We start from the raw sequence: 21,761 nt of genomic DNA, 5'->3' as shown, positions 1-21,761 counted from the left end.
TTACCAAACTTTACCTTTATTGACTTTGCAGTGTTAATAATCTCACTTAATGAGATTAAATTATAAATTTTATAAATAAGTTTTAATGAGGAAGTTGGTTAGTGTTATACTAGGTTTGCTTATTCTAATTGGGGCAGGAGCATTAGCTTACTACCTCATAGATAGTAATAAAAAAGAAAAAGCTCCAGTTAAAAAAGTAGTGAAAACCGTATTTGTAAATACGGTAAAAAATTCAACCGTTCCTATAGAGCTTCCAGCAAACGGGACTTTAATTGCTAAAAATCGTATAGAGTTATTCTCTGAGGTACAAGGTGTTTTTCAATATAGTGCCAAGGACTTTAGACCCGGGGAAAATTACACTAGAGGCCAGGTTTTATTAAAACTAAACTCTCAAGAATACTTTGCTTCGGTACAATCTGCTAAAAGTGAATTGTACAATCAAATTGCGGCTATTATGCCCGATTTACGTCTAGACTATCCAGATGCTTTTTCAAAATGGGAAAGTTATTTAAATAACTATAATCTAGATAAAACTACCCCTAAGCTTCCAGAGATTTCAAATAATAAGGAGCGTTATTTTATAACAGGAAGAGGAATTCTTTCTACTTATTATAATGTAAAAAACTTAGAAGAACGTCTAGTGAAATATAGTATTATAGCACCATTTGATGGTATTTTAACCGAAGCTTTGGTGACTAAAGGTGCTTTGGTAAGACAGGGTCAAAAATTAGGAGAGTTTATAGATCCTTCTGTATATGAGTTAGAAGTTTCCATTTCTAAAGAGTATAGCGATTTACTTCAAAAAGGAGAAAAAGTAATTTTACAAGATTTAGAAGGTAGAGAAACTTATACAGGTAAAGTTTCTCGTATTAATGCAAGTATAGATCAAGCTACTCAATCCATAAGAGTATATATTCAGGTAGAAGGAGATTCTTTAAAAGAGGGAATGTATTTAGAAGCTCAACTTGAAGCTAAAAAAATAGAAAATGCCATCTCTATAGATAGAAAATTACTGGTCAATCAAAACCAATTGTACATTGTGAGAGATAGCATCCTCGATCTGGTAAAAATAGAACCTGTTTACACTTCAGAAGAAAAAGCGGTTGTAAAGGGATTGGAAGATGGAATAAAAATGGTCAATAAGCCCGTTTCTGGAGCTTATGCGGGAATGCCAGTTAAAATATTTCAGGAAAAAGAATCAGCTAAAAGCCAAAACTAGATGCGAAAAGTCATTAGTTATTTTATTCGCTATGAGGTTGCCGTAAACGTCGTAATTATTGCATTTATAGCTTTTGGTATTATCGGTTTAAGCCGAATGAAATCTTCATTTTTTCCTTTAATTGAATCACAAATTATAAATATCGATTTAAATTATCCTGGAGCAACTCCAGAGGAAATTGAAGAAGGAATTGTTCTAAAAATTGAGGATAACTTAAAAGGTTTAGCAGGCATTGACCGTGTAACCTCGACCTCTAGACAAGGTGGAGGTAGTATTACCGTAGAGATTGATAAAGACGAGGATATCGATATTATGGTAACAGAGGTGAAAAATGCGGTAGATCGCGTTCCTACCTTTCCTGCCGATATGGAGCCTCTTATCATTGCAAAAGAAGAAAATATAAGAGAAACCATTTCTTTTGCCATTAATGGAAAAGATATTCCCTTAGCAACTTTAAAGCAAATTGGCCGATCTATAGAGAATGATATTCGCAGAATGGACGGTATATCTCAAATTGAGATTTATGGGTTCCCAGAAGAAGAAATTCAAATTGCTGTTAGAGAAAATGATTTACTAGCCTACAATTTAACTTTTCAAGAAGTTGCTAATGCGGTTGCAGAAACCAATATTTTAACCTCGGGAGGTGATATTAAGACCAGTGCAGAAGATTTTCTAATTCGCGCAAGCAATCGTTCTTATTATGCTGATGAGCTCAACAATATCGTGGTGCGAGCCAATAATAACGGGACGTTAGTTCAATTGGAAGATGTGGCCACAGTACGAGATCAATTTTCAGAAACGCCAAACGCATCCTTTTTTAGTGGTAACATTGCTGTTAATGTAAATATTAGCAATACTAATAATGAAGATTTACTTTCTACTGCAGAGCAAATTAATGCTTATGTAGAAGAGTACAATCAAAGTCATGATGTGGTTCAATTAGATATCACACAAGATTCTTCCATAAGATTAAATCAACGTACGCAGTTACTTTTAGAAAATGGAATTGTAGGAATTCTATTGGTACTTCTTTTTCTATCTTTTTTCTTGAATACAAGATTAGCATTTTGGGTAGCCTTTGGTCTTCCTGTAGCCTTTTTGGGTATGTTTATTTTTGCCGGTTCTTTTGGAGTTACCATCAACGTATTATCTCTTTTTGGGATGATAATTGTGATCGGGATTTTAGTAGATGATGGTATTGTAATATCAGAAAATATCTACCAGCATTACGAAATGGGTAAAAGTCCTGTAAAAGCAGCGATTGATGGAACAATGGAAGTTATTCCTCCAATTGTTTCGGCGATTATCACTACAGTTTTGGCTTTTGCTACGTTTCAGTTTTTAGATAGTAGAATAGGAGAGTTCTTTTCAGAAGTTTCTACCGTTGTAATTTTAACCTTGATTGTTTCATTAGTCGAAGCTCTCATTATTTTACCTGCACACATTGGTCACTCCAAAGCATTAGTCCGGGAAACCGAAGAAGAACAAAAAAATAAAAAGGGAATTGATAAATTCTTTTATAAACTGCGCTGGTACAATAAAAAAGGAGATCAGTTTATGCGTTATTGTAGAGACCGTATTTACAGTCCTGCATTAAGATTTGTGCTACGTCAACGCTTCATTTCATTTGCAATAGTTATCGCAGCTTTTGTTATTACTATTGGTGCAATTGGAGGAGGAATTATTAAAATAACATTGTTTCCTAGTATTGCCAGTGATACGGTGAGTATTAATTTATTAATGGCCGAAGGTACAAATCCCAAAATTACCGATTCTGTAATTTCTATGGTAGAAGATGCCGCGTGGCGTGTGAATAAAGAATTTACTCAAAATCAAACAGGAAATAAACCCGTAGTTGAAAATATTATAAAACGTGTAGGACCAGGAAATAATAAAGCCTCTTTAAGAGTTAATTTATTACCAGGAGAGGAACGTGATTTCGGTTCCCCGGAAATTACCAATGCCATTCGAGATGAAGTGGGTGAGGTGTATGGAGTAGAGCAGTTAACGTTTGGTTCTGGTGGAAATTTTGGTGGGAGTCCTATTTCTGTATCTTTATTAGGAAATAATACAGAAGAACTGAAAGCCGCCACCGAAGAATTGCGAGAAGTTCTAGAGAACAATTCTCTGCTTAAAGATATCACCGATACCGACCCTGAAGGTGCAAAAGAATTAAATGTTACTTTAAAAGACAATGCTTATGCTTTAGGATTAACACTCAACTCAGTAATGCGTCAAATACGAGGTGGTTTCTTTGGAGCACAAGCACAACGGTTTCAACGCGGACAAGATGAAATAAGAGTATGGGTTCGTTACGGTTTAGATAACCGAAATTCTTTGAGTGATTTAGATGAAATGCGAATTGTAACTCCTGCAGGAGATCGAGTACCTTTTCAAGAGATTGCCAATTATGAAATTGCAAGAGGAGACGAATCAATTAGACATTTAGATGGGGTTCGAGAGATTCAAGTAAATGCAGATATGGAAGACCCTAACGGAAGTTCTACCGATATTTTACTGGATATTCAAAACAACGTCATGCCAGAGATCACTTCTAAATACCCAACCGTAAAAGCAGTTTATGAAGGTCAAAATAGAGAAGCTGGTAAATTGTCAGATTCGGCCAATAAAATTTTTCCAGTCATTTTATTTTTGATTTACGCGACTATCGCTTTTACCTTTAGAAGTTACAGTCAACCTTTATTATTAATGCTTATGATTCCGTTAAGTGTTATTGCGATAGGTTGGGGTCATTTATTCCACGGTTTCCCTATAAACGTTTTGTCGGCTTTAGGAATTATTGCCTTAATCGGAATTATGGTTAATGATGGTTTGGTTCTTATTGGTAAATTTAATTCTTTCTTAAAGGAAGGAATGAAGTTTGACGAAGCTTTGTATGAAGCAGGAAGAGCTAGGTTTAGGGCCATATTTTTAACATCAGTTACAACCATTGCTGGTTTAGCGCCATTATTGTTAGAAAAAAGCAGACAGGCACAATTTTTAAAACCTATGGCAATTTCTATCGCCTATGGTATTGGGATCGCTACATTCTTAACTTTATTATTTTTACCCTTATTACTTTCGGCAACCAACGAATTAAAAACAAAAATTAAATGGTTAAAAACAGGAAAAGAGGTTTCTAAAGAGGAAGTAGAGCGAGCGATTAAAGAACAAAAAATAAAAGAAGATGAGTAGAGTTAAACTATTACTTATATTAATATCTTGTTTGTTCAATTTTATAATGGTTGCGCAAGAAGAGACTCCTTTTTTATCTAAAAAAGAAGCGATAAAGCAAACTTTAGAAAAAAATTACGGAATTAAAATTGCCGATAATAATATTGAAATTGCCGAAAACAACGCAGGGATTTTAAATTCGGGCTATTTGCCAACTTTAGTAGGTAGTGCTTTTGCAGACTATAGTTTAGATGACCGTTTAACGGAAATTGATGGAGAAGAGCCTCGAGATCAAAATGATCTAGAAAATACGAGTTATGGAGGCTCTCTCGATTTGAATTATACCATATTTGATGGTTTAGGTAGGTTGTATAATTACCGTCAATTAAAAGAAGAATATAACTTATCGGAACTAGAGGCACGAGAAACGATTGAAAATACTTTATTGGAGCTTTTCTCTGTGTACTTTGAGATTGCTCGTCTATCTGAAAATGTAGAAGTATTAGAGCAGACTTTGGCAATCTCTAAAGAGCGAGTTACCCGCGCTGAATATCAATTTGAGTATGGACAAAGCAACAAACTGGAAGTTTTAAATGCTAAAGTAGATGTTACTAACGATAGTATTAATCTCATTGGTACACGCCAACAATTAAGAAACACCAAAAGAGATTTAAGTTATATTATTGGGAAAGAGCCTTCGGTTAATTTTGAAGTAGATACTATAGTAGGGTTTACGCCACAATTAAAGATTGAAAATTATGTAAAAGAAGCCAAAACAAATAATGTTTCTCTATTGCAAATAGAAAAGAATTTAGTGATTAGTGAGTACGATATTAAAGTAAATAAATCTGGATATTTACCTAGCGTAGGCTTAACAGGTTCTTATGGCTGGAATCGTAATAGAAGTGCCGACAGTCCGTTTTTTCCAGGTTCTTTGCAAACTACATCTGGGCTCTCTGCTAGAGTTAGTCTCTCGTGGGATATTTTTGATGGAGGCTCTACTTCTGTTCGAGTTAGAAACGCTAAGATTTTGTATGAAAATCAGCAAATTCAAAAGAAACAAATAGAAAATGAAGTTGATCGTGATTTAAAAAATGCATTAGATAATTATCAAAACAGACTTTATATTTATGAGTTACAAGAGCAAAATGTGGTGACAAGTGAAGCAAATTTTGAACGTTCTGAAGAACGTTTTAAAATAGGGCAGATTACCTCTATTGAATTCCGTCAAGCGCAAATTAATTTAATCAATGCGAAGACGAGTAAGAATTTGGCTAAATATGATGCAAAGTTAGCAGAGCTGCAGGTTTTACAATTGTCAGGTCAACTTTTAAACGTTCAATTTTAAAATTACTTTTTAATGATAGAGCATTATTTTCAATGTCCACATTGCTGGGAAGAAATTTCGATGTTGTTAGATTCTTCAGTGAGTCAAACTTATATAGAAGATTGCGAAGTTTGCTGCAATCCCATAGAAATTACGGTAAAGTTTGAAGCGAAAAACCTGATAGAGTTTAGAACTGAAATATTAGGACAATAAAAAAAGCTGCAAAATTTCAAATTTGCAGCTTTTTGATTTTATATAATATCAATTATCTTCTAAAAAGTCTTGAGAGTAAGGAAAGTACTAATAAGACAATAAAGATGTAAAAGATTATTTGTGCAATATCTGCAGCGCCATCAGCAATTCCTCCGAATCCGAAAATTGCAGCAACTAATGCGATAATTAAAAAAATAACAATCCAGCGTATCATAATGTTTGGTTTTTAGGTTAGTATTTAAATTTTTACTTGTTGATAAATAGCTTTTCTATTAGCATTATTTTTTAAACAAGTGATCATTAAATCCCCAATAGAATTAAAGTGAAGTTCTATTACACGAGAATTTGCCGAAAATAACCTACTATCTATTATATTTTTATTACCGTAATCATAATGTAGATACGCGATTTTTTTAGCGTAATCTATGTTTACAAGAGTAGCTTTGTAGTGCTTTTTTAATAAATAACAATAAAATGAATGCGCTACTTTCTTTTTAGGAGCAGCAATAATTTCATTTAAATTTGATTTGTTTCGATAGTAGAATTCTCTTGCTTTCACTTGTTTTTGTTTTAAATTTAAAACAGAATTCTCTAAGTGAAAGCATCTCCACAGATATTTATGCGGAGTTTAACAAAAAAACAAATGACCTCTTAAGGAATAGTTAATAAACTGATAATCTATTCTTTGTGTTTAAGGTTGGCTTTTCTAAAATCGTTAGGAGAGATGTAATATTCCTTTTTAAAGACCTTAGAAAAGTAGCTGGCATTAGAGAGACCTATTTTTTCAGTAATCTCTTGCATGCTTAAATCGGTGTTTAAAATTAACTCTACAGCTTTTTGCATTCTAAGTTTTTGAATGTAGTTATTTACCGTTTCATTGTATAAATGTTTAAAGCCGTTTTGTAATTTGTTTTCATTTAAGCCCACGTGTTGAGAAAGACTTTTTACGGTATGCGGAAAGTGAATTTCTTGTTCGATCTTGGATATGAGATTAGATATATTTTCAATCTCTTGTTTTCTTAGAACAGTTTTATCATTATCTGCTTTTAGGTCGTCCTCTAGTTGTTCAGCTTGTTGAATTAACAATTGCAAGGCATAAGATTCTAATTTTAGTTCTCTCATAAAATTAGAATTACTTTCCATATTCATTTCTTGAATGGTATTTGCAATAGAAACACTGTAGTTGCCATGATAAAAGAAAACTTTATTCGCATCAATATCATTAAAGATCTCCTTTAATGGATGTTCCCAAGATTCGACTTCACAAGCATATTTCTTTAAAAAAACGTCTCGATTAACTTCAATACTATTTAGATGTACGTTTTCATTCTTTTTAAATTCTAAAACGTGCCCGTGAGTTTCGTTACTACTAACAATTACGTTTTGGAATTTCAGAATCTGTGTTTTCTCCTGAGAAGTTTCTAATTGATGATTAATAAATCCTTCTCCGCAAATTAAAAACTTAAGAGGGTGCACTTCTGATAGTGAAAAATGAATCTGAGTGTCTCTTTTAAACTGACAACAATATTCAATTACACCAATCCCGCTTTTAAAATTCATACCTCTTATGTAGCCTTCACCGTATATTTTCGGGATATTTAAGATATGTTCGTGGCATTTAGCTTCAATTTTGGTATCTAATTGTTCAGCTAAATCTTTTAAAACTTCCTTTATCGGAAGAGATTGAACATTTATTTTTTTCATAGAAAGCAGTGACTGATTAGGTTACAGGCAAAAATAATAATTTTTTTAATATTTATCGTTTCTAGTTTTGCAGAATGAATAAAACGTTATATATTTGCATCACAAATCGCGGGATAGAGCAGTAGGTAGCTCGTCGGGCTCATAACCCGAAGGTCACTGGTTCGAGTCCAGTTCCCGCTACTAGATTTTAAAAACCCTTGCAATAGCAGGGGTTTTGCGGTTTTTATACCGTTTGTCTGGGTAAAAAATGGGTAAAACAATTTTTTTAATCGGTGTAATCGGTTAAAAAAAAAATGTCTTTAAGTCAAAATTCAAATTCCACAGCTCACAAAGAAATATTTTTAGATTTTGAACCTGCCGAAATAGGCGGTTTAAGCGGTAGTGATTGGCGTATTTATTTTCGTGTAAAAGTTCCTGGAGAGCAAAAAATGAAGCTCTTTAGAAGGCGTGTAAAGAAGTATTCTAATAAAACCGTAAGGATGCGTTACGCAAAACGCATGTGTGCTGAAATTAATAAGAAACTAGAAAAAGGGTGGTCGCCTTTTTTTGACGGTTATGCAGATAATGAGTTTTATAGGCTTATTGATGTATTAGATAAATTTCTAAAACAAGCTGAAAGAAAATTAAACGATAACCTGTTAAGAAAAGATACTTACAGATCCTACAGCTCATACGCTAAGAATATAGAGGAATATCTTAAGTTAAAAGGATTAGAAGATTTATTTACCGTGCAATTTGACAGGTCCTTTATTATTGAATTTTTAGATCATATTTATTATGATAAAAAAAGAACGGCCAGGACTAGCAATAATTATCTTTCCTTTTGCAGTCAATTATGCGTGTTTATGGTAGATAGAAACTATTTAACAAACAATCCTACCTTAAAAATACCTAAAAGAAAAGTAGGTAAGAAAAAGAGGGAAATCTTACCTAATTATTTAAGGAATGATATTTTTAAATACCAATCTAAAAACTCTAAAGAATATTTAACCTTGTGTTTGTTGGTTTACTTTTGTTTTGTTCGCAGAACCGAATTAACCAAGCTGAAGGTAAAACATATTGATTTGGAAAAAAGTACAATATTTATTCCTGCTGAAATTTCAAAAAATAAAAAAGACGGAATAGTTACAATTCCAAAAAAACTAAAGATTTTACTAGCAAAGCATGTGCATACTTTTTTAATAGATGATTTTTTATTTTCTAATGAAAATTTTAAACCAGGTAAAAAACAATTACAACCTAAAAAAGTTTCTGACGAATGGGGGAAAATGCGTAACGCTCTAAATTTTGAAAATAAGTACCAATTTTACTCTTTAAAAGATAGTGGAATTACTGAACTTTTTTTACTTGGTGTACCTAGTAAAAAAATAAGGGATCAAGCAAGGCATCATGATATTAAAATAACTGAAAGTTATACGCCAAGAAACTACAAAGCAGACGAATTTTTAAGAGATTTAGATTTTGATTTTTAGAAAAAATAAAATTTTTAAGTTTGAAACTGAAAAAAAGGCTAATTTTTGTAATAATCGCAGTTTTTTTAATGTAACGTATTGTTTTATAGCTATTTAAAGTCTTACAAAAATTAAAATAAATTTGTAAGAGCAAAATCGAAAAATCGCTGTAATAAAATGGTTTTCAATTGTTTAGCCCTATTACAAAAATTGTAATGATTTTTGTAATACTCTTACAAAAATTTGTAATTTTTATAATTTCAGCCCTTTTTTACATCATTTGCGTATAAAATGGGGTTAAAATCTCCTGCGGCCATTTTTAAAGGAGCTATGTAAATCTGCCAATTTTTGCGTGGAATATAAAAAGGATCTACCTCTATAATTTTAAAATTTCCTTCTGGAGCTATGATATATAAATAGCATTTTTCATTGAGAAATTTAAAGAAGAAATGGGATAATTTGGTAGGGGTAAATTCTATTTGAGCGTTACGCAATAATACGCTCAATTTCTCCTTGCCAATGTGATCTAAAAAACAGGAAATAGCAGGTTTATCGTAATTACAAAAACTTAATTTTACCTCTTTGTAACTATATTCTGTAGTGGTGTATTCTAATTCCATAAAATAAATTTAGGATATTTTCCAAAATTAGGATTTTTTCCAATAATACGAACAAAAAAAAGCCTTACCCACCACAGATAAGACTTTATATTTTTACTACAAATTGCTCTTTACAAAGATAACTTTATTGTTCTAATTAACAAAGTTTTAGGTTTTAATTTAAAGGAGTTATTACTAATCCGCTTGCGTTTTGTTGCGTTACGCTATTTACTTCCGCAGTAGCGGTGTTTTCTTCTCCTTCTATGGGTAGCATTTTACGATCATAGATATTATATTTTAAATCGCTTGCCGGTAAATGGTTGTAACGGTTTTTATCGGTATAGATATAGTTTTGTTTGTAGTCGTCAAACTTTTCGGTTAAGAGTACAATATCTACATCAAATTGAGATTTAGAACCGCCACGCATTTTGCCGTCACTCGTTAATTGAAAGATGATGATAAACAATTTACCGTTATATTTTTTTCGCAGATCTTTATCTACTTGTACATTTTTATCTAATTCTCGCAGCTTCTCGAAACTATCTATCATAATCACATCGTTAGCCATAATAAGCTCATGTAGATCCTGCATAGTGTTAATCTCTGGGGCTTCTACATTTGGTATGTTTTTGTTAGAAATATACTCTGGCACTTTAGATAAAAATAAACTACTTGCCGGGTGTTCTTCCATACTCGCAATACCAACTTTGTAATTATCTGCAAAAGCATCTACCAACTGAAAACAAAAGCGTGTTTTACCTGCGCCCTGTGGTGCGGTAACACTTATACCTATACTTTCTTTTTGCTTCACTTCTACCCTACCTAAAAACTTAGCTATTTCAGGATTGTCTATTTTGTAATATTCAAAATCTTGGTTTTGGCTTGCTTGCAAACGAGCTGCCAAACTATTAGGGTTTTGCTTAGGTTGCGTTACGCTATTTATTTCTGCAGTAGCGGTGGTTTCTTGAACCTCGCAAACTTCTTGCGGTTGCTCTCCTAATAATGCTATTTGGCCTGTCTCTTTATTTACTTTTTGAGGTTCTTCTACAACTTCTTTATTTTCCTCTTTAAGGTTTTCTTTTTGTGGAGTTTCAATTTTTTCATATATTTTTTTTAATGCAGGAATAACAAATTTTCTTAAGCTATAGCTTGCATTACCTGTAATTTGTCGCTGCCAAGCTTTATTTTTATTGGACCACCTAAAACTGTGGCTTTTCAAAACTTTTCTTATTTCTTCTGACGGTATATCATCAAATAAAATTTGATAACGGTTTTGCTCGGCATTTTCTAAGATCTTAAAATCTTTAAAATCGTGCATTTTGTTTTCTGTGCTACGGTTTTTCTCTTGCTTTACTCGTTGCTCATACCTTTTAACTTTTGCTAAAGAGTTTTGAGTACCTTGTTTAGCCCAAATTAAATTATCTGTCATTAGCCTTTTATAAGAAATTAAAAATTTATCGCTTACTTCTAACTTTTTTACTTCTTCTAAAATTTTCTCAATCGTTTCTTCCTTTGAAAGTTTTTTTCTTTTTACAGATGAAACTATTTTGTTTATAGATTTATTTAATTCGTGTTCTCTTTTGGCCTTTTCAAGTTTTTGCTCCAATACCTCTAAAGCTCCTTTTTCTCCTGTTTTTACAGGCTTATTAACTCTGGCTGTTAACTCTCTGCGCATTCTATCTTCTGCATACTTAGAATAATCTATTAATTCTGTAAGCTTATTATGATGCGCATTACTATTTTTTTCTGCTCTTCTAGTTGGAAAGTTTGCAGGACCTGTAATCATTGTACTTAAAAGCCTGGATCTACTTTCTAATTCTGAAATTTTACGTTTTAAATATCCTTTATGGAATTTATCAAAAGCAGCTTCAAAGTTTTCTTCGGTCTTTTGACTTTTAGAGTATTTTTTAGCGTTATTGTAAACCTCTTTTAAATAGCTGAAGTGGCTATTTTGCTCTTGTTCTGCTCTTTTTTCTGGAGAAAAAGAGGTGCCGGAATGCGCTCTTTTTGCTAAATCGTAACTAATTTCACTTTTAGAAAAAGGATAAATCGTTTCATTAGATGTTTCTTTTTTACTTTTTTCTGTTTTGGTTGTTTCTTTAGCTTCTTCTTTTTTTGGCTTATTTTCTAATTCTTTTAAATAAGCAGGATTTCCTTCTTTATCACGATCTAAAATGTAATCGGCTGCGGCTTGGCTTTTACTTGAAGCTCTAAAGAAATAACGGTTATCTTCTTTCATTTCTTTAACTAAACGACCATTCCAACCGCTTAAATATTTAGCGGAATTATCTAATGTTTTAAATAACGTTCCTGCTTCTGCCGATAAAAATACAGCTCCCATTTCGGCTATTAATTCTTCAAAAGCATTATCTCTTTTTGTGGATTCACTTCTTGAAGAAACAGCAAATCTCTTTAATCTCTTACCGTGCCCTGTGCTATGGGTTAATTCGTGAAAAATGGTAGTGTAGTAGCTTTGTTCGTCTTTAAAAGCTTCTATAGGTGTCATTAAAATACTATCGGTATCTGGATAATATGCAGGTTGATCTCCTTCAAATAAAATTTTAGGAGCGTTAGGCATATTATTTACAATTAATTCAGCTATTTCTATACGTTCTTTTAGGGGCTTATCTGCATTTGGGTTTTTTGGTAATTCTCCCCAATCTATCCCTGTAATATCATCGGCATTAAAAACGTTGTAATACTTTAATATTGGTAAATAAGAATTTTTATAATAGTCTGCATCCCTGTTTAGGTTGTTGATGTTTTTATCTACCCAAGCATCAAATTTCTTTTTGTTGTACGTACCAAAACTTAACTCTTTGCCGTTTTTTCCTTTTTCATCTACTTTATACAGCTTTGTAAAATACACAACCTTAAAACCTGTAGATCCTTTTTTAAGTTCGCCTTTATTTTTTTTAATCTGGTTAAAGGTTAAAAAATAAGGAACGTCAAAATTTCTACGAGTTAAAATTTTCTCTCCGTCTTTAATTTCTACTTTAAAATTGAGTAAAAAGTAGTTGATGCCACGGTAAGGGTTTTTACTTTCAAAATTAATGGCTTGTTTACCTTGGTAAAGGTTGGTTTTCTCCCACTCTCTTTGCCACGGTAAATGCCCTACTTTTTTAATCGTGTTAATGATTAAATCGGTTATCATTTGGTAAATATCATCTGGAGAAACAGGTTTACCAAGTCCGGGGGTTTCGCCTTCTTCTGGTATTGCCAAATAATCTATTCCTGGTAATAAATTTTCTTCTAAAATTTCATCTTGTGGCGTGGTTTCAATATCAAAACTTTTAGCTTCTGGATATGAAGCTAAAAGTTGTTCTAATTTTTGTAAAATATGTTTTTGATCTTCCGCTTTAGCTTTATTGATAAGATTTTCTACTTCCGCCCTGGTTAAAATTTCTCCGTTAAGGCCGTTGTAAGTTTTGATTGATGATAACATAGTATTATTTTGATGTGATGATTGTTTTTAAGCTTCAATAGTATAAGTTTCTCCAAATGCGCTAAACTCTAATTTTAACTTTAAAGAATTAGGGTTTTGAATGATCGATAAAGCATTAGTTAAAACGCTTCCTAAATCGTCTAAAGGAACTACTGTATTTATGTTTTCTACTACGGTAGTACTTTGCGCAGGTAAATTAATTGCGCTTAAGTTTGGTGTAGCTTTCCCTAAATATTCTCCGTTAGAATTATACACTAAAATACGAGAAAGCACCACTTTTTTAGCGGTATCTAAAGCTATATTTGTTAGTGAGTTATTAACGATTTCTAAGTTTGTGTAAAAGCTAAGTTTACCGCCACTTAATCTTATATTTTTAATCCCTAAAGGTTTAAATTCTAATTGCTCAAATGCTTGCAGGTATTCATCTACTTTATTTTTTCCTATGTACCAAAAAAAGCCTGCGGCTATAGCTGTCATTCCTAAAATTGTTCTCATTGTTTTTTGCGTTTAAAAAGGTTGATAAAAAATAAAAAAGGGTTGCTCCTGGTAATAAGGCCAACTAAACCAAAAACTACTATGAAAACAACCATAGGCCATATAATTAAACCACTTGCAAACCCTTTATTTTCTTTATTTTTTTCGCTTAAAGCGGATTTTTCTTTATGTTCTTTTTTACTGTTTTCGGCGGTGGTTTCTTCTGTTTTTTTACTTCCGTTAAGGCGGTTTTCTATACTTGTAGATTGCTTAATAATATTCTCGCTTGTACTATCGCTAAGAATAGATTTTTCTTCTTCTACAATCGTTGAATTTTGCCAATTATAAGTTTTACCGTTAATGGTGGCTTGGCTGGGTTGGTTATGATCTACCGGGGTAAAAGTGGTTTTAGTTTCCGTTTGTTTTACGGTGGCATTTTTAACCTCTTGTAGCGTTACGCTCTCTTTTACTCTCGTAATTTGTTGCGTGTCGCTCGTTTCAATTTTAGAGGTTTCTATATCTTTTACCTCCAACTGCTCTAAACTTGTGACTTCTTTACGGACGGTTTTCTGCTTGCTTTTACAAGAGAATAAGCAAAACACTAAAAGCCCTACAAATAAGGCTTTTATAAACGGATCTATATTTTTAGGCTGCTGTAGTGTCATAAGATTAGGTTTTGCTTGGTGTTATATTGCCACCTTTAGGGAAGTGATCTAAAACAAACATAGCTTCTGGATCATCTTTTAACTGACGTTTAAGCAACGGAATAAGCACCTCTAACCTCATATTTAAATCTGCTAGGTTATTCTTTAGATCTTCGATCTCTAACTCTTGTGCGGTTATGGTTTTACGCATTTTGGCAATATTGCCGCTTTTACGATCTACCCAAGATTTTAGAAATTCGCCAAAGGGTTTAAAAAACCATTGGCCTACTGCACCAAGTATTAAACTTGCCGATCCTATTAATGCTATTCTTTCTGCTTCTGTCATTTTATAAACTGTTATAAATTATTGCGTACTTTAATACTATGTGAATTGTTGGCAATATGATACTTGCTAAAAAATCTAGTACGCTAGGTTCTCCTTTTTCTCCAATGAAATCTATAAACTCAACCAATGCGGCAGCAAATACCACCAACAAAAAAGCTATAAAACCTAAAAAGGGTTCTAAAGCTAAATAAGCGATTGAAAAAGCGATAATATGGTTTTTCTTATCATCGCCTATCGAGTTCATAAAAGCCGCTATTTTTGATTTTAGAACCATAGCAATAATGTAGCTACAATAGTTAAAAACATTCCAAAAACACCGCATAGAAAGTGTTTACCTCCTAGCGTTCTATTACCTAAATAATAGTTGTGTAACGGAATACCTGCAACCGCTAAAAACGTAATTATTACCGCTATAGCGTGTGCGTTGTCATTCACTCCCCAAAAGAAGAAGAAAATAGTGGTTAATAAAATTTGTAGGATTAATCCTAAAACGAAAAATTTACTTAAAGTACTCATTTTATATGGTGTTAATTGGTTCAAAATCTTCTATTTTGGTAACATCATAACCCAGGGCTATAAACATTTGCAAAGCATCTTCTTTGCTTGCAACTAAAGTTAGATTACCGCTTGCTATTACACCGCCTTCTGGAGCTTCTCCCACGGTAATAATTTCTTCATTGTTATAAACGATTAATAGTTTCATTTTTAAGATTGGTTAAAGGTTACGGTATGGCCGTAATTGTTTACTAATACATATATTTTCTCGGCTTCGTTGGCAGGATTACCATTGCTTACGCCTAGCACAAATCCTGTAGGTGCTTGGTAATTTCCTGTAGGAGTTAAGCTGCTATGCCCCCAACTTATATCTCTAAATTTATTCGGGTACTCGTCTGCTTGTGCTGTTGGTGTGCTTGTATCTAAATAGGCTTCGTTGGTGCAAAGGGTGTAGAATGCGTTGATGAACTCGTTGAAATCAGTTGTATTATTAATCCAACTATGGAAATTATTAATACTTCTTAAAGAAAACAAATGAATCCAAGCACTTGATATATCTGAAATTCCAATATCACCATATATGTACATAGTTGATAACTGGTTCCATAGACTCATATCAAACCAAGGTTGGCGCACACTATTATTAATACCAAAATCAAATCTGTTAATGTTTGAAAATAATGATAAAGCTGGTGGTAAATATGTGTATTCGTTTGAATCAATTCTCAATGTAGTCAAAGTATTAGCCATACTTTGCCAATCACTAGGTAGATAGTTGATATTATTATCTCTTAAATCAAGGTTAATCATGTTAGTCCATTGATTTACCTTAAATAAGTTTGACGACACTTCATTTGAACAATCAAATACACTACTCGCTTGAAATCTTTCTAAATCTAAATTAAAAAAACTGTCTGGTATTTTATCGAATTTTGATGAGGATAGAATCCTTAAATTAAGCTCTTTAAGATTTATTAATGGACTTAAATCGGTTGGAAAACTCGTAATATGTCTTAAAACATTAAAACTTAAACTATTTAATGAAATCATAGATTTTATTTCATTTGGTAATGCCCCGTAAATATTAAACTGAGAAAGTCTTAATTCAATGATACTTTCAATGTTTTCAAAAATTATTGTTATTGTTTTTTGACTTCCAATAGGATTTATAAAGTCGATTTTATTAAAATATCCAGATGTAGCACCTTGGTTAAAACCGTTTATTGTTTGACCGTCTGACGTGATCGATAAATAATATGTAGAATTTTGCTGATAGTTAGAGCTAAAACTATAAACGTTACTTCCTGTAGAAATTTGAATATTTATAGGTTTTTTGCTTGCTATTCCTAATTGACCATGCCCTGTTGCGTTACTTATAGGAAAACCCGCATCGTCTATTGTGAATGATATTGAGTTAACTTTCCTTTGAGGAAAACCACCTTCTAACTTTACTATATTGTCATCTACTGAATAAAACATTAGGCTACAGGTGTTAATTTATATTCTACCCAATCATTTGTATTGGCATCTACTTTCTTATAGATCAAATTTATTTGCTTACAAATCACCATAAAACCACGTAAAGCAGTAGGATAAGCAGTATTAAGATCTGATTTGCTCATTCCTGTAGATTGCGCATCTCTAAAAACTTCTAATTCTATAATAGGTACGGTTTCGCTTCGTGCATCGGGTGTAACAACTTCTACCTGCGTGTTTGGTAAACCTCTATGTTCTGGTCTATATTTACTCGCAAATTGATCTATTAATTGCCATTTTTGAATTACATCTACATAAATAAGCTCACAAGATCCCTCAATACCTGTACTGGCAATTAAATTAGGTAATTTTATTTGCTTGTCGGCATCACTATTACCGTCTAATTTATTAATACGTATCTCAAAATCTCCGTTATTGATAACGGTAATTCTCTTATACTTATCGTGATTAAAACCGTTTAAAATGGCTTGTGCGTTAGTATTAGTAAACACTAAAACGTTTCCTGTTAATTCTACATTATTGTAATTACCGCCGCTATCTATTACTTGGGTTTTAATATCTACACTATCAAGCTCTATATCTGTATCTAAAATTCCTTTTTTCCAAGTCCATTGTTCTATTATTCCCTGGGCATTTTCAATAAGTACGTAACGCCCCTTTTCTCTTAAAGAAATAGGCACGGCTGTAAAAGCTTCTGGTAAACTTAAATAAGGACCGTGCAAACCGTCAACGCTTGCACTTGGGTTTACAATTTTTACAGGTTTTGATAAATTATGTGTATTCTCTGGCATAATTAATTACTTAAGGTTACGTTTAAAGTCGCTGCTAAGGGTTGCGCTGTCTGGAGGTTAAAAACGGTGTAATTTTGAGGGTTTCCGGCTGCATCATTTACCGTAATGGCTTGGCTTGTAAATTGCCCGGTTAAGGTTTCGTTATTACTGCTTACTACGCTTGCTAAGGTTGTGCCTTGCGGTACGATAATAGAGTTATTAACTTCACTTGCTAAGAAACTAAAAGAGTTAACGCTACTTTTAATTTTGGTTAATGCTCTCGCTTGTGCGGAATTAGTAGGAGTAGAAGCAACCGAACCGAAAAAGCTTCGTTGCGTTCCGGTAATTATTCTCGTTTGAGAAAAAATAGATCCGGCTTGTATTTGTCCGGTTGGATCATCTTCTCCTAAGTTATTTTGCTTTACAGGACCTTGTGCGTAGTTTACTAAAGCTTTAAATTCAACGTTACCTAATGGTACGACTAAGCTATCAACTGTAAAACCTGCGGCATTTGCAATTACATTTTCATCTTGTATAATTTCATAACCTGTTGCTGCTCCTGCATCATTTTGATTAAAATTAACTTGTAGGTTAATTTCTTCAATAGTAGTACCGTTTTCTACATCTTGACTAACATTTGTAATGCTTGCCGTTGGTGCTTCATATTCCGCAGGTTCTAAATGTAAAGCTGCGATTACTTTATTTTGCACAGGGTTAATACTCGTTAAACTCAAAGAGCTATCTACTTGAATATTTGAACCGTTATTTCTTACAGGACCTGCCATAATTTATGCTTTATAGATTAAGTAATAAGAAGAAGCTGCAATACCTGCTAACATAAAAAAACCAATAAGGCCAATAGCCATGGTGTTTTTTAAAAACTCCCCTTTCCATAAATCGGGTATTTTTTCTAGCATCGTTTTTTCTACTTCAACTTTAGTTACTTTACGATCTTTATTATTATCAAATGCAGGGTTTTGTTCTGCTATTTTTTGAATTAAATAAGAAGAGCTACCAAGTACATAATTATCTGGCTTACCTATAGCTGCCGGGTAAAAAGTAGCAAAATATAGATCTATAAAACTTTTGATTTTGTGTTTGTAAGGGCTGTAGTATTTCTCTACATAGTCTAATTGTTCTACTGCTGTCATTTGCGCTAATTGCGCTGTTGTAGTTCCTAAACCTTTTGCTGTAGAAGGCATAAACTGAATTAAACCTGTAGCACCTGAATAAGGATTTTTCTTAGAAGGACTAAAGCTTCTTGCACTTTCCCAATAAATTACAAGCATCAACCAATTAGGATTAATGCCTAAGTTTTTACTTACTTGCACAAGTTTTTCCAAAAATGCAGCTCTATAGCTGTTAGGTACTGATGTTTCGTGTATTAATGCCATTATAATTTTACTTTTACGGGTTTGTTTTTCGCATTTGCGGCTACAATTGCTACAAATGCCATTGCAGCAATCCAATATTTGAGGTTGCTCTTTTTTTTAGCAGTAATTTCTACCGTTTCAAGCTCATTTGCTCCAAGGGTAACGGAATCGGTTAAATCGAAAAAAGGCATTGTAGTACTTGCACCGCTTACGTGTGTAATTTCTACCCATGTCTCTTGATTACTAACTTCTACGTTTGCTACTCCTGCGCTGTTAGAAATAGTTTTTATGCCGTTCTCTGGCATTACGTGCGCTCCTGCTAACGGATTGCCTTCTGCATCTACTATTTTTATAGTCTTATTCATCTTTTCCAAGTTTTAAACGCAATTCTAAGCAGTCTAACCAACCATTTATTAGCCATTCAAACTCTTTTAGTGTTATTTGATCTTTAGCTAAAAGCTGTGTCCATTTTTTGAATTTAGCTTTAGAGTTTTCTATAATTTTAGGATTAGAAAACTTAGAAATAAACTCTGCTTCGAGAATTAAACACTCATCTTTTAACCTATCTTCAAATTCTAATTGAGATAATTCTCCAGATCTTTTTAATTCAAAAAGTAAACTCAAACGTGTTGGTTTATTTTCTGAAATTTGAGGTTCTCTATTGTGATCTAATGTAGTAGTGACATTTCCTAAGCTTGAAAAGCTTATCATTAAAAGGAAAATGATTGTAATTTTAGTAATCGTTTTCATAATTATAATTTTATTGTTCTTTTCCCATTTTTGAGATTAGTAAAAACCCTAAACCTGCTAAAGCTGCTTTTCCCCAATGCTTCTCTATGATTGTCATTTCTTTAGGTGCGGTGGTGGTTGCTACGGTGGTTGTGGCTGTGGTTACTTCGCTTGTTTCTTCTTGCATTTCTGCGGAAGCGGAAGAGCAAACTAACTGCTCAAATTTTCCGTTGCTTAATCTTATTTTTCCGCTAAGGAGACAAAAAGGAATTTCTAAAGTTTCAGCTCCAAAAGCCGAAATTTTAACGGTGGTTGTAGGGTTACTTGTTTCTATAACCAACTTTCCACTACAACCTGTAGTATAGGCGTTTTCGGTTTCAATAAAAACGTTTTCAATACCGTTGCCGTTTTGATCTACTATTAATATTTGTTTACGGTTTTCCATTATGATCCTACGATTAAATCTTTAGCTTCTGCGTAAAGCTCGTTAGTACTCCAAGGCTTATCTATGTAAACGTGAGTTTTACCGTCCCAGGCATCCTCTGTGAAGTAAATGATTTCTCCTATTTTTTCCCCTTTGTTGTAGATCTTGTAAAACTTGCGTTTATACCAAATGCCGTCCACTTCTTCTGCGTAATAAACCTCTGTACCGTCTTTTGCTGCGTAAACATCGCTACCCTTACTTAAGGTTTTAGCGGTGGTAACTACGTTAGGCATAATAGACTGTAAATGCACTAGATCGTCTCCGTCTAAAGAATACCTAAGCCATTGTAATAAGGTTAAATCTCCTCTAAGGATATAATAACGTTTTCCAAAAGCTTCACTCACTTTTACAAAATCATTATAGCTTAAGCCGTTAAGAGTGTTAAAAATAGTTTCTTCATCGGCTGCGTTCCAACTATCCCAACCAAAATAAGTGAAAGCAGTATAAAGAATTTCAGCTTTTTGCTTAGCTTCTGTTTCGGTTAACCCGGAAGGTGGAAAACGTGGATCTTCTTCAATTTTACCATGGTCGTCTCCTGCAAAAAACTTATCATAAATTAAGTAACCTAGCAAAGCTGCTGTAGATAAACCTAAAATGATTTTCCAATTGTTTTTAGCAAAATTAACCGCTTTACCGCCACTACTCGCAGCCGTTAAAGCTAAAGATCCTATTGCTAATGGATTTCCTAAACCTTCTTGATTTTTCATAATTATTTTCTTTTTACTCTACGTCTAACGGTGTGATATATAAATAGCGGTTCGCCTATCATATTCACGCCTATTTGAAACGGTATAACCTCTGTGTAATGGTGGTACATTTATCCAAGTTTTAAAAAGGATTTAAGCATAATGTACTTTGCACCGCTTAAATACTGTTTTGCCGTTGTGCTGTTTGCAATACGGTCTAATTTTTCTAAATGATCTGTACTTAATTTATTTTCTAAATTTTGTAAGATGTCTTTTCTCTTTTTCGCTTCTGCGGAAGTAGAACCGTTAATGTTAACTGTCTCCGTTGCCATTGTTTAATAAATTATTGAGTTGTTGTATAAATTCTTTGTCGCTCGATTTGTAAAGGATGCCTATTAAAGATTGAGCTTGTCCTTCACTTACCTTATCGGAAGAAATAAGGCTAATCAATTCACTTTTGTAACGCCCTAAATCTGGTGCGTTTAATGCAGGTTGTTGTCCTGCTCCGCCCCCTGCTTTTGCTGATGCTATGGCTTGGGCTACCATTGCAATAGTTTCTGGAGTAAGATTTTCCATTAACTTCTCTAAAGCTCCAGGCTTACCTTCTATACCTAAAGCATACTTCATGTTTTCACGGTCTAAACGCTTGTTTTCACTTTCTAAAGTTTCATTTTTACGCTTTAGCTCGATAACTTCATTTTTTAAATTATCGTGATTGTAAGCTTTAACAAACTGCTCCCCTGTTAAACCTTGCATTTGAGGGTTTCCCATTGCTGGAGTTGGTTGGTGGGTTGGTGCATAAGTGTTTTGGTGTGGTAGTGTGGCGGGTCCGTTATCGGATTGGCCGCCACTCTCTACAACACTCTCTGGGGTAGTACCTATTTCAAATTGTTTAGGTACAATATCTTCTCTTATGTTGGATGCACCTTGTTTTCTGGTGCGCTGAACTTGTATTTTTTTAACGCCTTTTTGCGCTAATTGCAAAAAATAATCTTCCCACTTAGAAAAAGCTTCTAAATCGGTTGCGGTTAGGTTTTTAGTAATTATTGAAGCCGTGGCTAAATTGACAATTTCTAAACCGTGCTTTGGGCTTTTCTTAAGCCAAGTGATTATTTCTATTAATTTCATAAC

At 33.3% G+C, this 21,761-nt stretch carries 26 protein-coding genes and 1 tRNA gene; 6 read left to right on the top strand and 21 right to left on the bottom strand.

Features of this window, described 5'->3' with window-relative positions:
• Window positions 1–85 precede the first annotated feature (85 nt).
• The 4 genes from LX95_RS06570 to LX95_RS06555 are packed head-to-tail and all read left to right on the top strand — an operon-like array spanning window position 86 to window position 5,933.
• Window positions 86–1,219: an efflux RND transporter periplasmic adaptor subunit gene (locus LX95_RS06570; RefSeq protein WP_111540647.1), complete on the top strand. Its 1,134-nt coding sequence runs from the start codon at window positions 86–88 to the stop codon at window positions 1,217–1,219.
• A complete protein-coding gene (locus tag LX95_RS06565) occupies window positions 1,220–4,414 on the top strand; it encodes an efflux RND transporter permease subunit (protein WP_111540646.1) in 3,195 nt (1,064 codons plus the stop codon).
• A complete protein-coding gene (locus tag LX95_RS06560) occupies window positions 4,407–5,741 on the top strand; it encodes a TolC family protein (RefSeq protein ID WP_111540645.1) in 1,335 nt (444 codons plus the stop codon). Before LX95_RS06565 ends, LX95_RS06560 begins: the two co-directional genes overlap by 8 nt.
• 12 nt (window positions 5,742–5,753) lie before the next feature.
• Window positions 5,754–5,933: a CPXCG motif-containing cysteine-rich protein gene (locus LX95_RS06555; RefSeq protein WP_111540644.1), complete on the top strand. Its 180-nt coding sequence runs from the start codon at window positions 5,754–5,756 to the stop codon at window positions 5,931–5,933.
• A gap of 52 nt (window positions 5,934–5,985) precedes the next feature.
• On the opposite strand, the gene LX95_RS06550 is transcribed toward LX95_RS06555, so the two are convergent.
• The 3 genes from LX95_RS06550 to LX95_RS06540 all read right to left on the bottom strand — a co-directional run bounded on the left by LX95_RS06550 (window position 5,986) and on the right by LX95_RS06540 (window position 7,637).
• The gene (locus LX95_RS06550) at window positions 5,986–6,147 is read right to left on the bottom strand and encodes a DUF1328 domain-containing protein (protein WP_111540643.1); all 162 of its coding nucleotides are present in this window, start codon (window positions 6,145–6,147) and stop codon (window positions 5,986–5,988) included.
• 24 nt (window positions 6,148–6,171) lie between these two features.
• A complete protein-coding gene (locus LX95_RS06545; protein ID WP_111540642.1) occupies window positions 6,172–6,492 on the bottom strand; it encodes a hypothetical protein in 321 nt (106 codons plus the stop codon).
• A gap of 119 nt (window positions 6,493–6,611) precedes the next feature.
• Window positions 6,612–7,637: a helix-turn-helix domain-containing protein gene (locus tag LX95_RS06540; protein WP_111540641.1), complete on the bottom strand. Its 1,026-nt coding sequence runs from the start codon at window positions 7,635–7,637 to the stop codon at window positions 6,612–6,614.
• 107 nt (window positions 7,638–7,744) lie between these two features.
• Between LX95_RS06540 and LX95_RS06535 the strand changes: the two genes are divergently transcribed.
• Both LX95_RS06535 and LX95_RS06530 read left to right on the top strand, forming a co-directional pair.
• A tRNA-Met gene (locus LX95_RS06535) sits at window positions 7,745–7,817 on the top strand.
• A 113-nt stretch (window positions 7,818–7,930) separates the two neighbouring features.
• A complete protein-coding gene (locus tag LX95_RS06530) occupies window positions 7,931–9,109 on the top strand; it encodes a tyrosine-type recombinase/integrase (protein WP_111540640.1) in 1,179 nt (392 codons plus the stop codon).
• 239 nt (window positions 9,110–9,348) lie between these two features.
• On the opposite strand, the gene LX95_RS06525 is transcribed toward LX95_RS06530, so the two are convergent.
• From LX95_RS06525 to LX95_RS06440, 18 genes are all read right to left on the bottom strand, one after another.
• Window positions 9,349–9,708, bottom strand: coding sequence for a hypothetical protein (locus tag LX95_RS06525; RefSeq protein ID WP_111540639.1), 360 nt, complete (start codon window positions 9,706–9,708; stop codon window positions 9,349–9,351).
• Between the two features lie 154 nt (window positions 9,709–9,862).
• Window positions 9,863–13,132: a zincin-like metallopeptidase domain-containing protein gene (locus LX95_RS06520; protein ID WP_111540638.1), complete on the bottom strand. Its 3,270-nt coding sequence runs from the start codon at window positions 13,130–13,132 to the stop codon at window positions 9,863–9,865.
• 27 nt (window positions 13,133–13,159) lie between these two features.
• Complete coding sequence (locus LX95_RS06515) at window positions 13,160–13,627, bottom strand: hypothetical protein (protein WP_111540637.1); 468 nt, start codon at window positions 13,625–13,627, stop codon at window positions 13,160–13,162.
• On the bottom strand, window positions 13,624–14,271 hold the full coding sequence (locus LX95_RS06510; RefSeq protein ID WP_111540636.1) for a hypothetical protein: 648 nt from the start codon (window positions 14,269–14,271) through the stop codon (window positions 13,624–13,626). The genes LX95_RS06515 and LX95_RS06510 overlap by 4 nt, the downstream gene beginning before the upstream one ends.
• A gap of 4 nt (window positions 14,272–14,275) precedes the next feature.
• Window positions 14,276–14,596 carry a hypothetical protein gene (locus LX95_RS06505; protein ID WP_111540635.1) on the bottom strand — a complete coding sequence of 107 codons (321 nt, stop codon included), beginning with the start codon at window positions 14,594–14,596 and terminating at the stop codon, window positions 14,276–14,278.
• Between the two features lies 1 nt (window position 14,597).
• On the bottom strand, window positions 14,598–14,840 hold the full coding sequence (locus LX95_RS06500; protein WP_146240754.1) for a hypothetical protein: 243 nt from the start codon (window positions 14,838–14,840) through the stop codon (window positions 14,598–14,600).
• A gap of 20 nt (window positions 14,841–14,860) precedes the next feature.
• A complete protein-coding gene (locus LX95_RS06495) occupies window positions 14,861–15,112 on the bottom strand; it encodes a hypothetical protein (RefSeq protein WP_111540633.1) in 252 nt (83 codons plus the stop codon).
• Window position 15,113: 1 nt separating this feature from the next.
• Window positions 15,114–15,299 carry a hypothetical protein gene (locus LX95_RS06490; protein WP_111540632.1) on the bottom strand — a complete coding sequence of 62 codons (186 nt, stop codon included), beginning with the start codon at window positions 15,297–15,299 and terminating at the stop codon, window positions 15,114–15,116.
• Between the two features lie 2 nt (window positions 15,300–15,301).
• Complete coding sequence (locus LX95_RS06485) at window positions 15,302–16,570, bottom strand: leucine-rich repeat domain-containing protein (protein ID WP_111540631.1); 1,269 nt, start codon at window positions 16,568–16,570, stop codon at window positions 15,302–15,304.
• Window positions 16,570–17,379 (bottom strand): hypothetical protein, encoded by an 810-nt coding sequence (locus LX95_RS06480; protein ID WP_111540630.1) that lies wholly within the window; start codon window positions 17,377–17,379, stop codon window positions 16,570–16,572. The genes LX95_RS06485 and LX95_RS06480 overlap by 1 nt, the downstream gene beginning before the upstream one ends.
• A 2-nt stretch (window positions 17,380–17,381) precedes the next feature.
• Window positions 17,382–18,143, bottom strand: coding sequence for a hypothetical protein (locus LX95_RS06475; RefSeq protein WP_111540629.1), 762 nt, complete (start codon window positions 18,141–18,143; stop codon window positions 17,382–17,384).
• 3 nt (window positions 18,144–18,146) lie between these two features.
• Window positions 18,147–18,752 (bottom strand): transglycosylase SLT domain-containing protein, encoded by a 606-nt coding sequence (locus tag LX95_RS06470; protein WP_111540628.1) that lies wholly within the window; start codon window positions 18,750–18,752, stop codon window positions 18,147–18,149.
• Window positions 18,752–19,096, bottom strand: coding sequence for a hypothetical protein (locus tag LX95_RS06465; RefSeq protein WP_111540627.1), 345 nt, complete (start codon window positions 19,094–19,096; stop codon window positions 18,752–18,754). The genes LX95_RS06470 and LX95_RS06465 overlap by 1 nt, the downstream gene beginning before the upstream one ends.
• Window positions 19,089–19,481, bottom strand: coding sequence for a hypothetical protein (locus LX95_RS06460; RefSeq protein ID WP_111540626.1), 393 nt, complete (start codon window positions 19,479–19,481; stop codon window positions 19,089–19,091). Before LX95_RS06460 ends, LX95_RS06465 begins: the two co-directional genes overlap by 8 nt.
• Window positions 19,482–19,491: 10 nt before the next feature.
• The gene (locus tag LX95_RS06455) at window positions 19,492–19,905 is read right to left on the bottom strand and encodes a hypothetical protein (protein WP_111540625.1); all 414 of its coding nucleotides are present in this window, start codon (window positions 19,903–19,905) and stop codon (window positions 19,492–19,494) included.
• Window positions 19,905–20,651, bottom strand: a complete 747-nt coding sequence (locus tag LX95_RS06450; RefSeq protein WP_111540624.1) for a hypothetical protein — start codon at window positions 20,649–20,651, stop codon at window positions 19,905–19,907. Before LX95_RS06450 ends, LX95_RS06455 begins: the two co-directional genes overlap by 1 nt.
• 110 nt (window positions 20,652–20,761) lie before the next feature.
• On the bottom strand, window positions 20,762–20,962 hold the full coding sequence (locus tag LX95_RS06445) for a hypothetical protein (protein ID WP_111540623.1): 201 nt from the start codon (window positions 20,960–20,962) through the stop codon (window positions 20,762–20,764).
• Window positions 20,943–21,758: a hypothetical protein gene (locus LX95_RS06440; protein ID WP_111540622.1), complete on the bottom strand. Its 816-nt coding sequence runs from the start codon at window positions 21,756–21,758 to the stop codon at window positions 20,943–20,945. The genes LX95_RS06445 and LX95_RS06440 overlap by 20 nt, the downstream gene beginning before the upstream one ends.
• Window positions 21,759–21,761: the final 3 nt, after the last annotated feature.

It is taken from the genome of Mesonia algae (assembly GCF_003253545.1).
GTDB lineage: Bacteria > Bacteroidota > Bacteroidia > Flavobacteriales > Flavobacteriaceae > Mesonia > Mesonia algae.
Note: the sequence above shows the minus strand (reverse complement) of the source record. Positions and strands in the feature narration are given on the sequence as shown.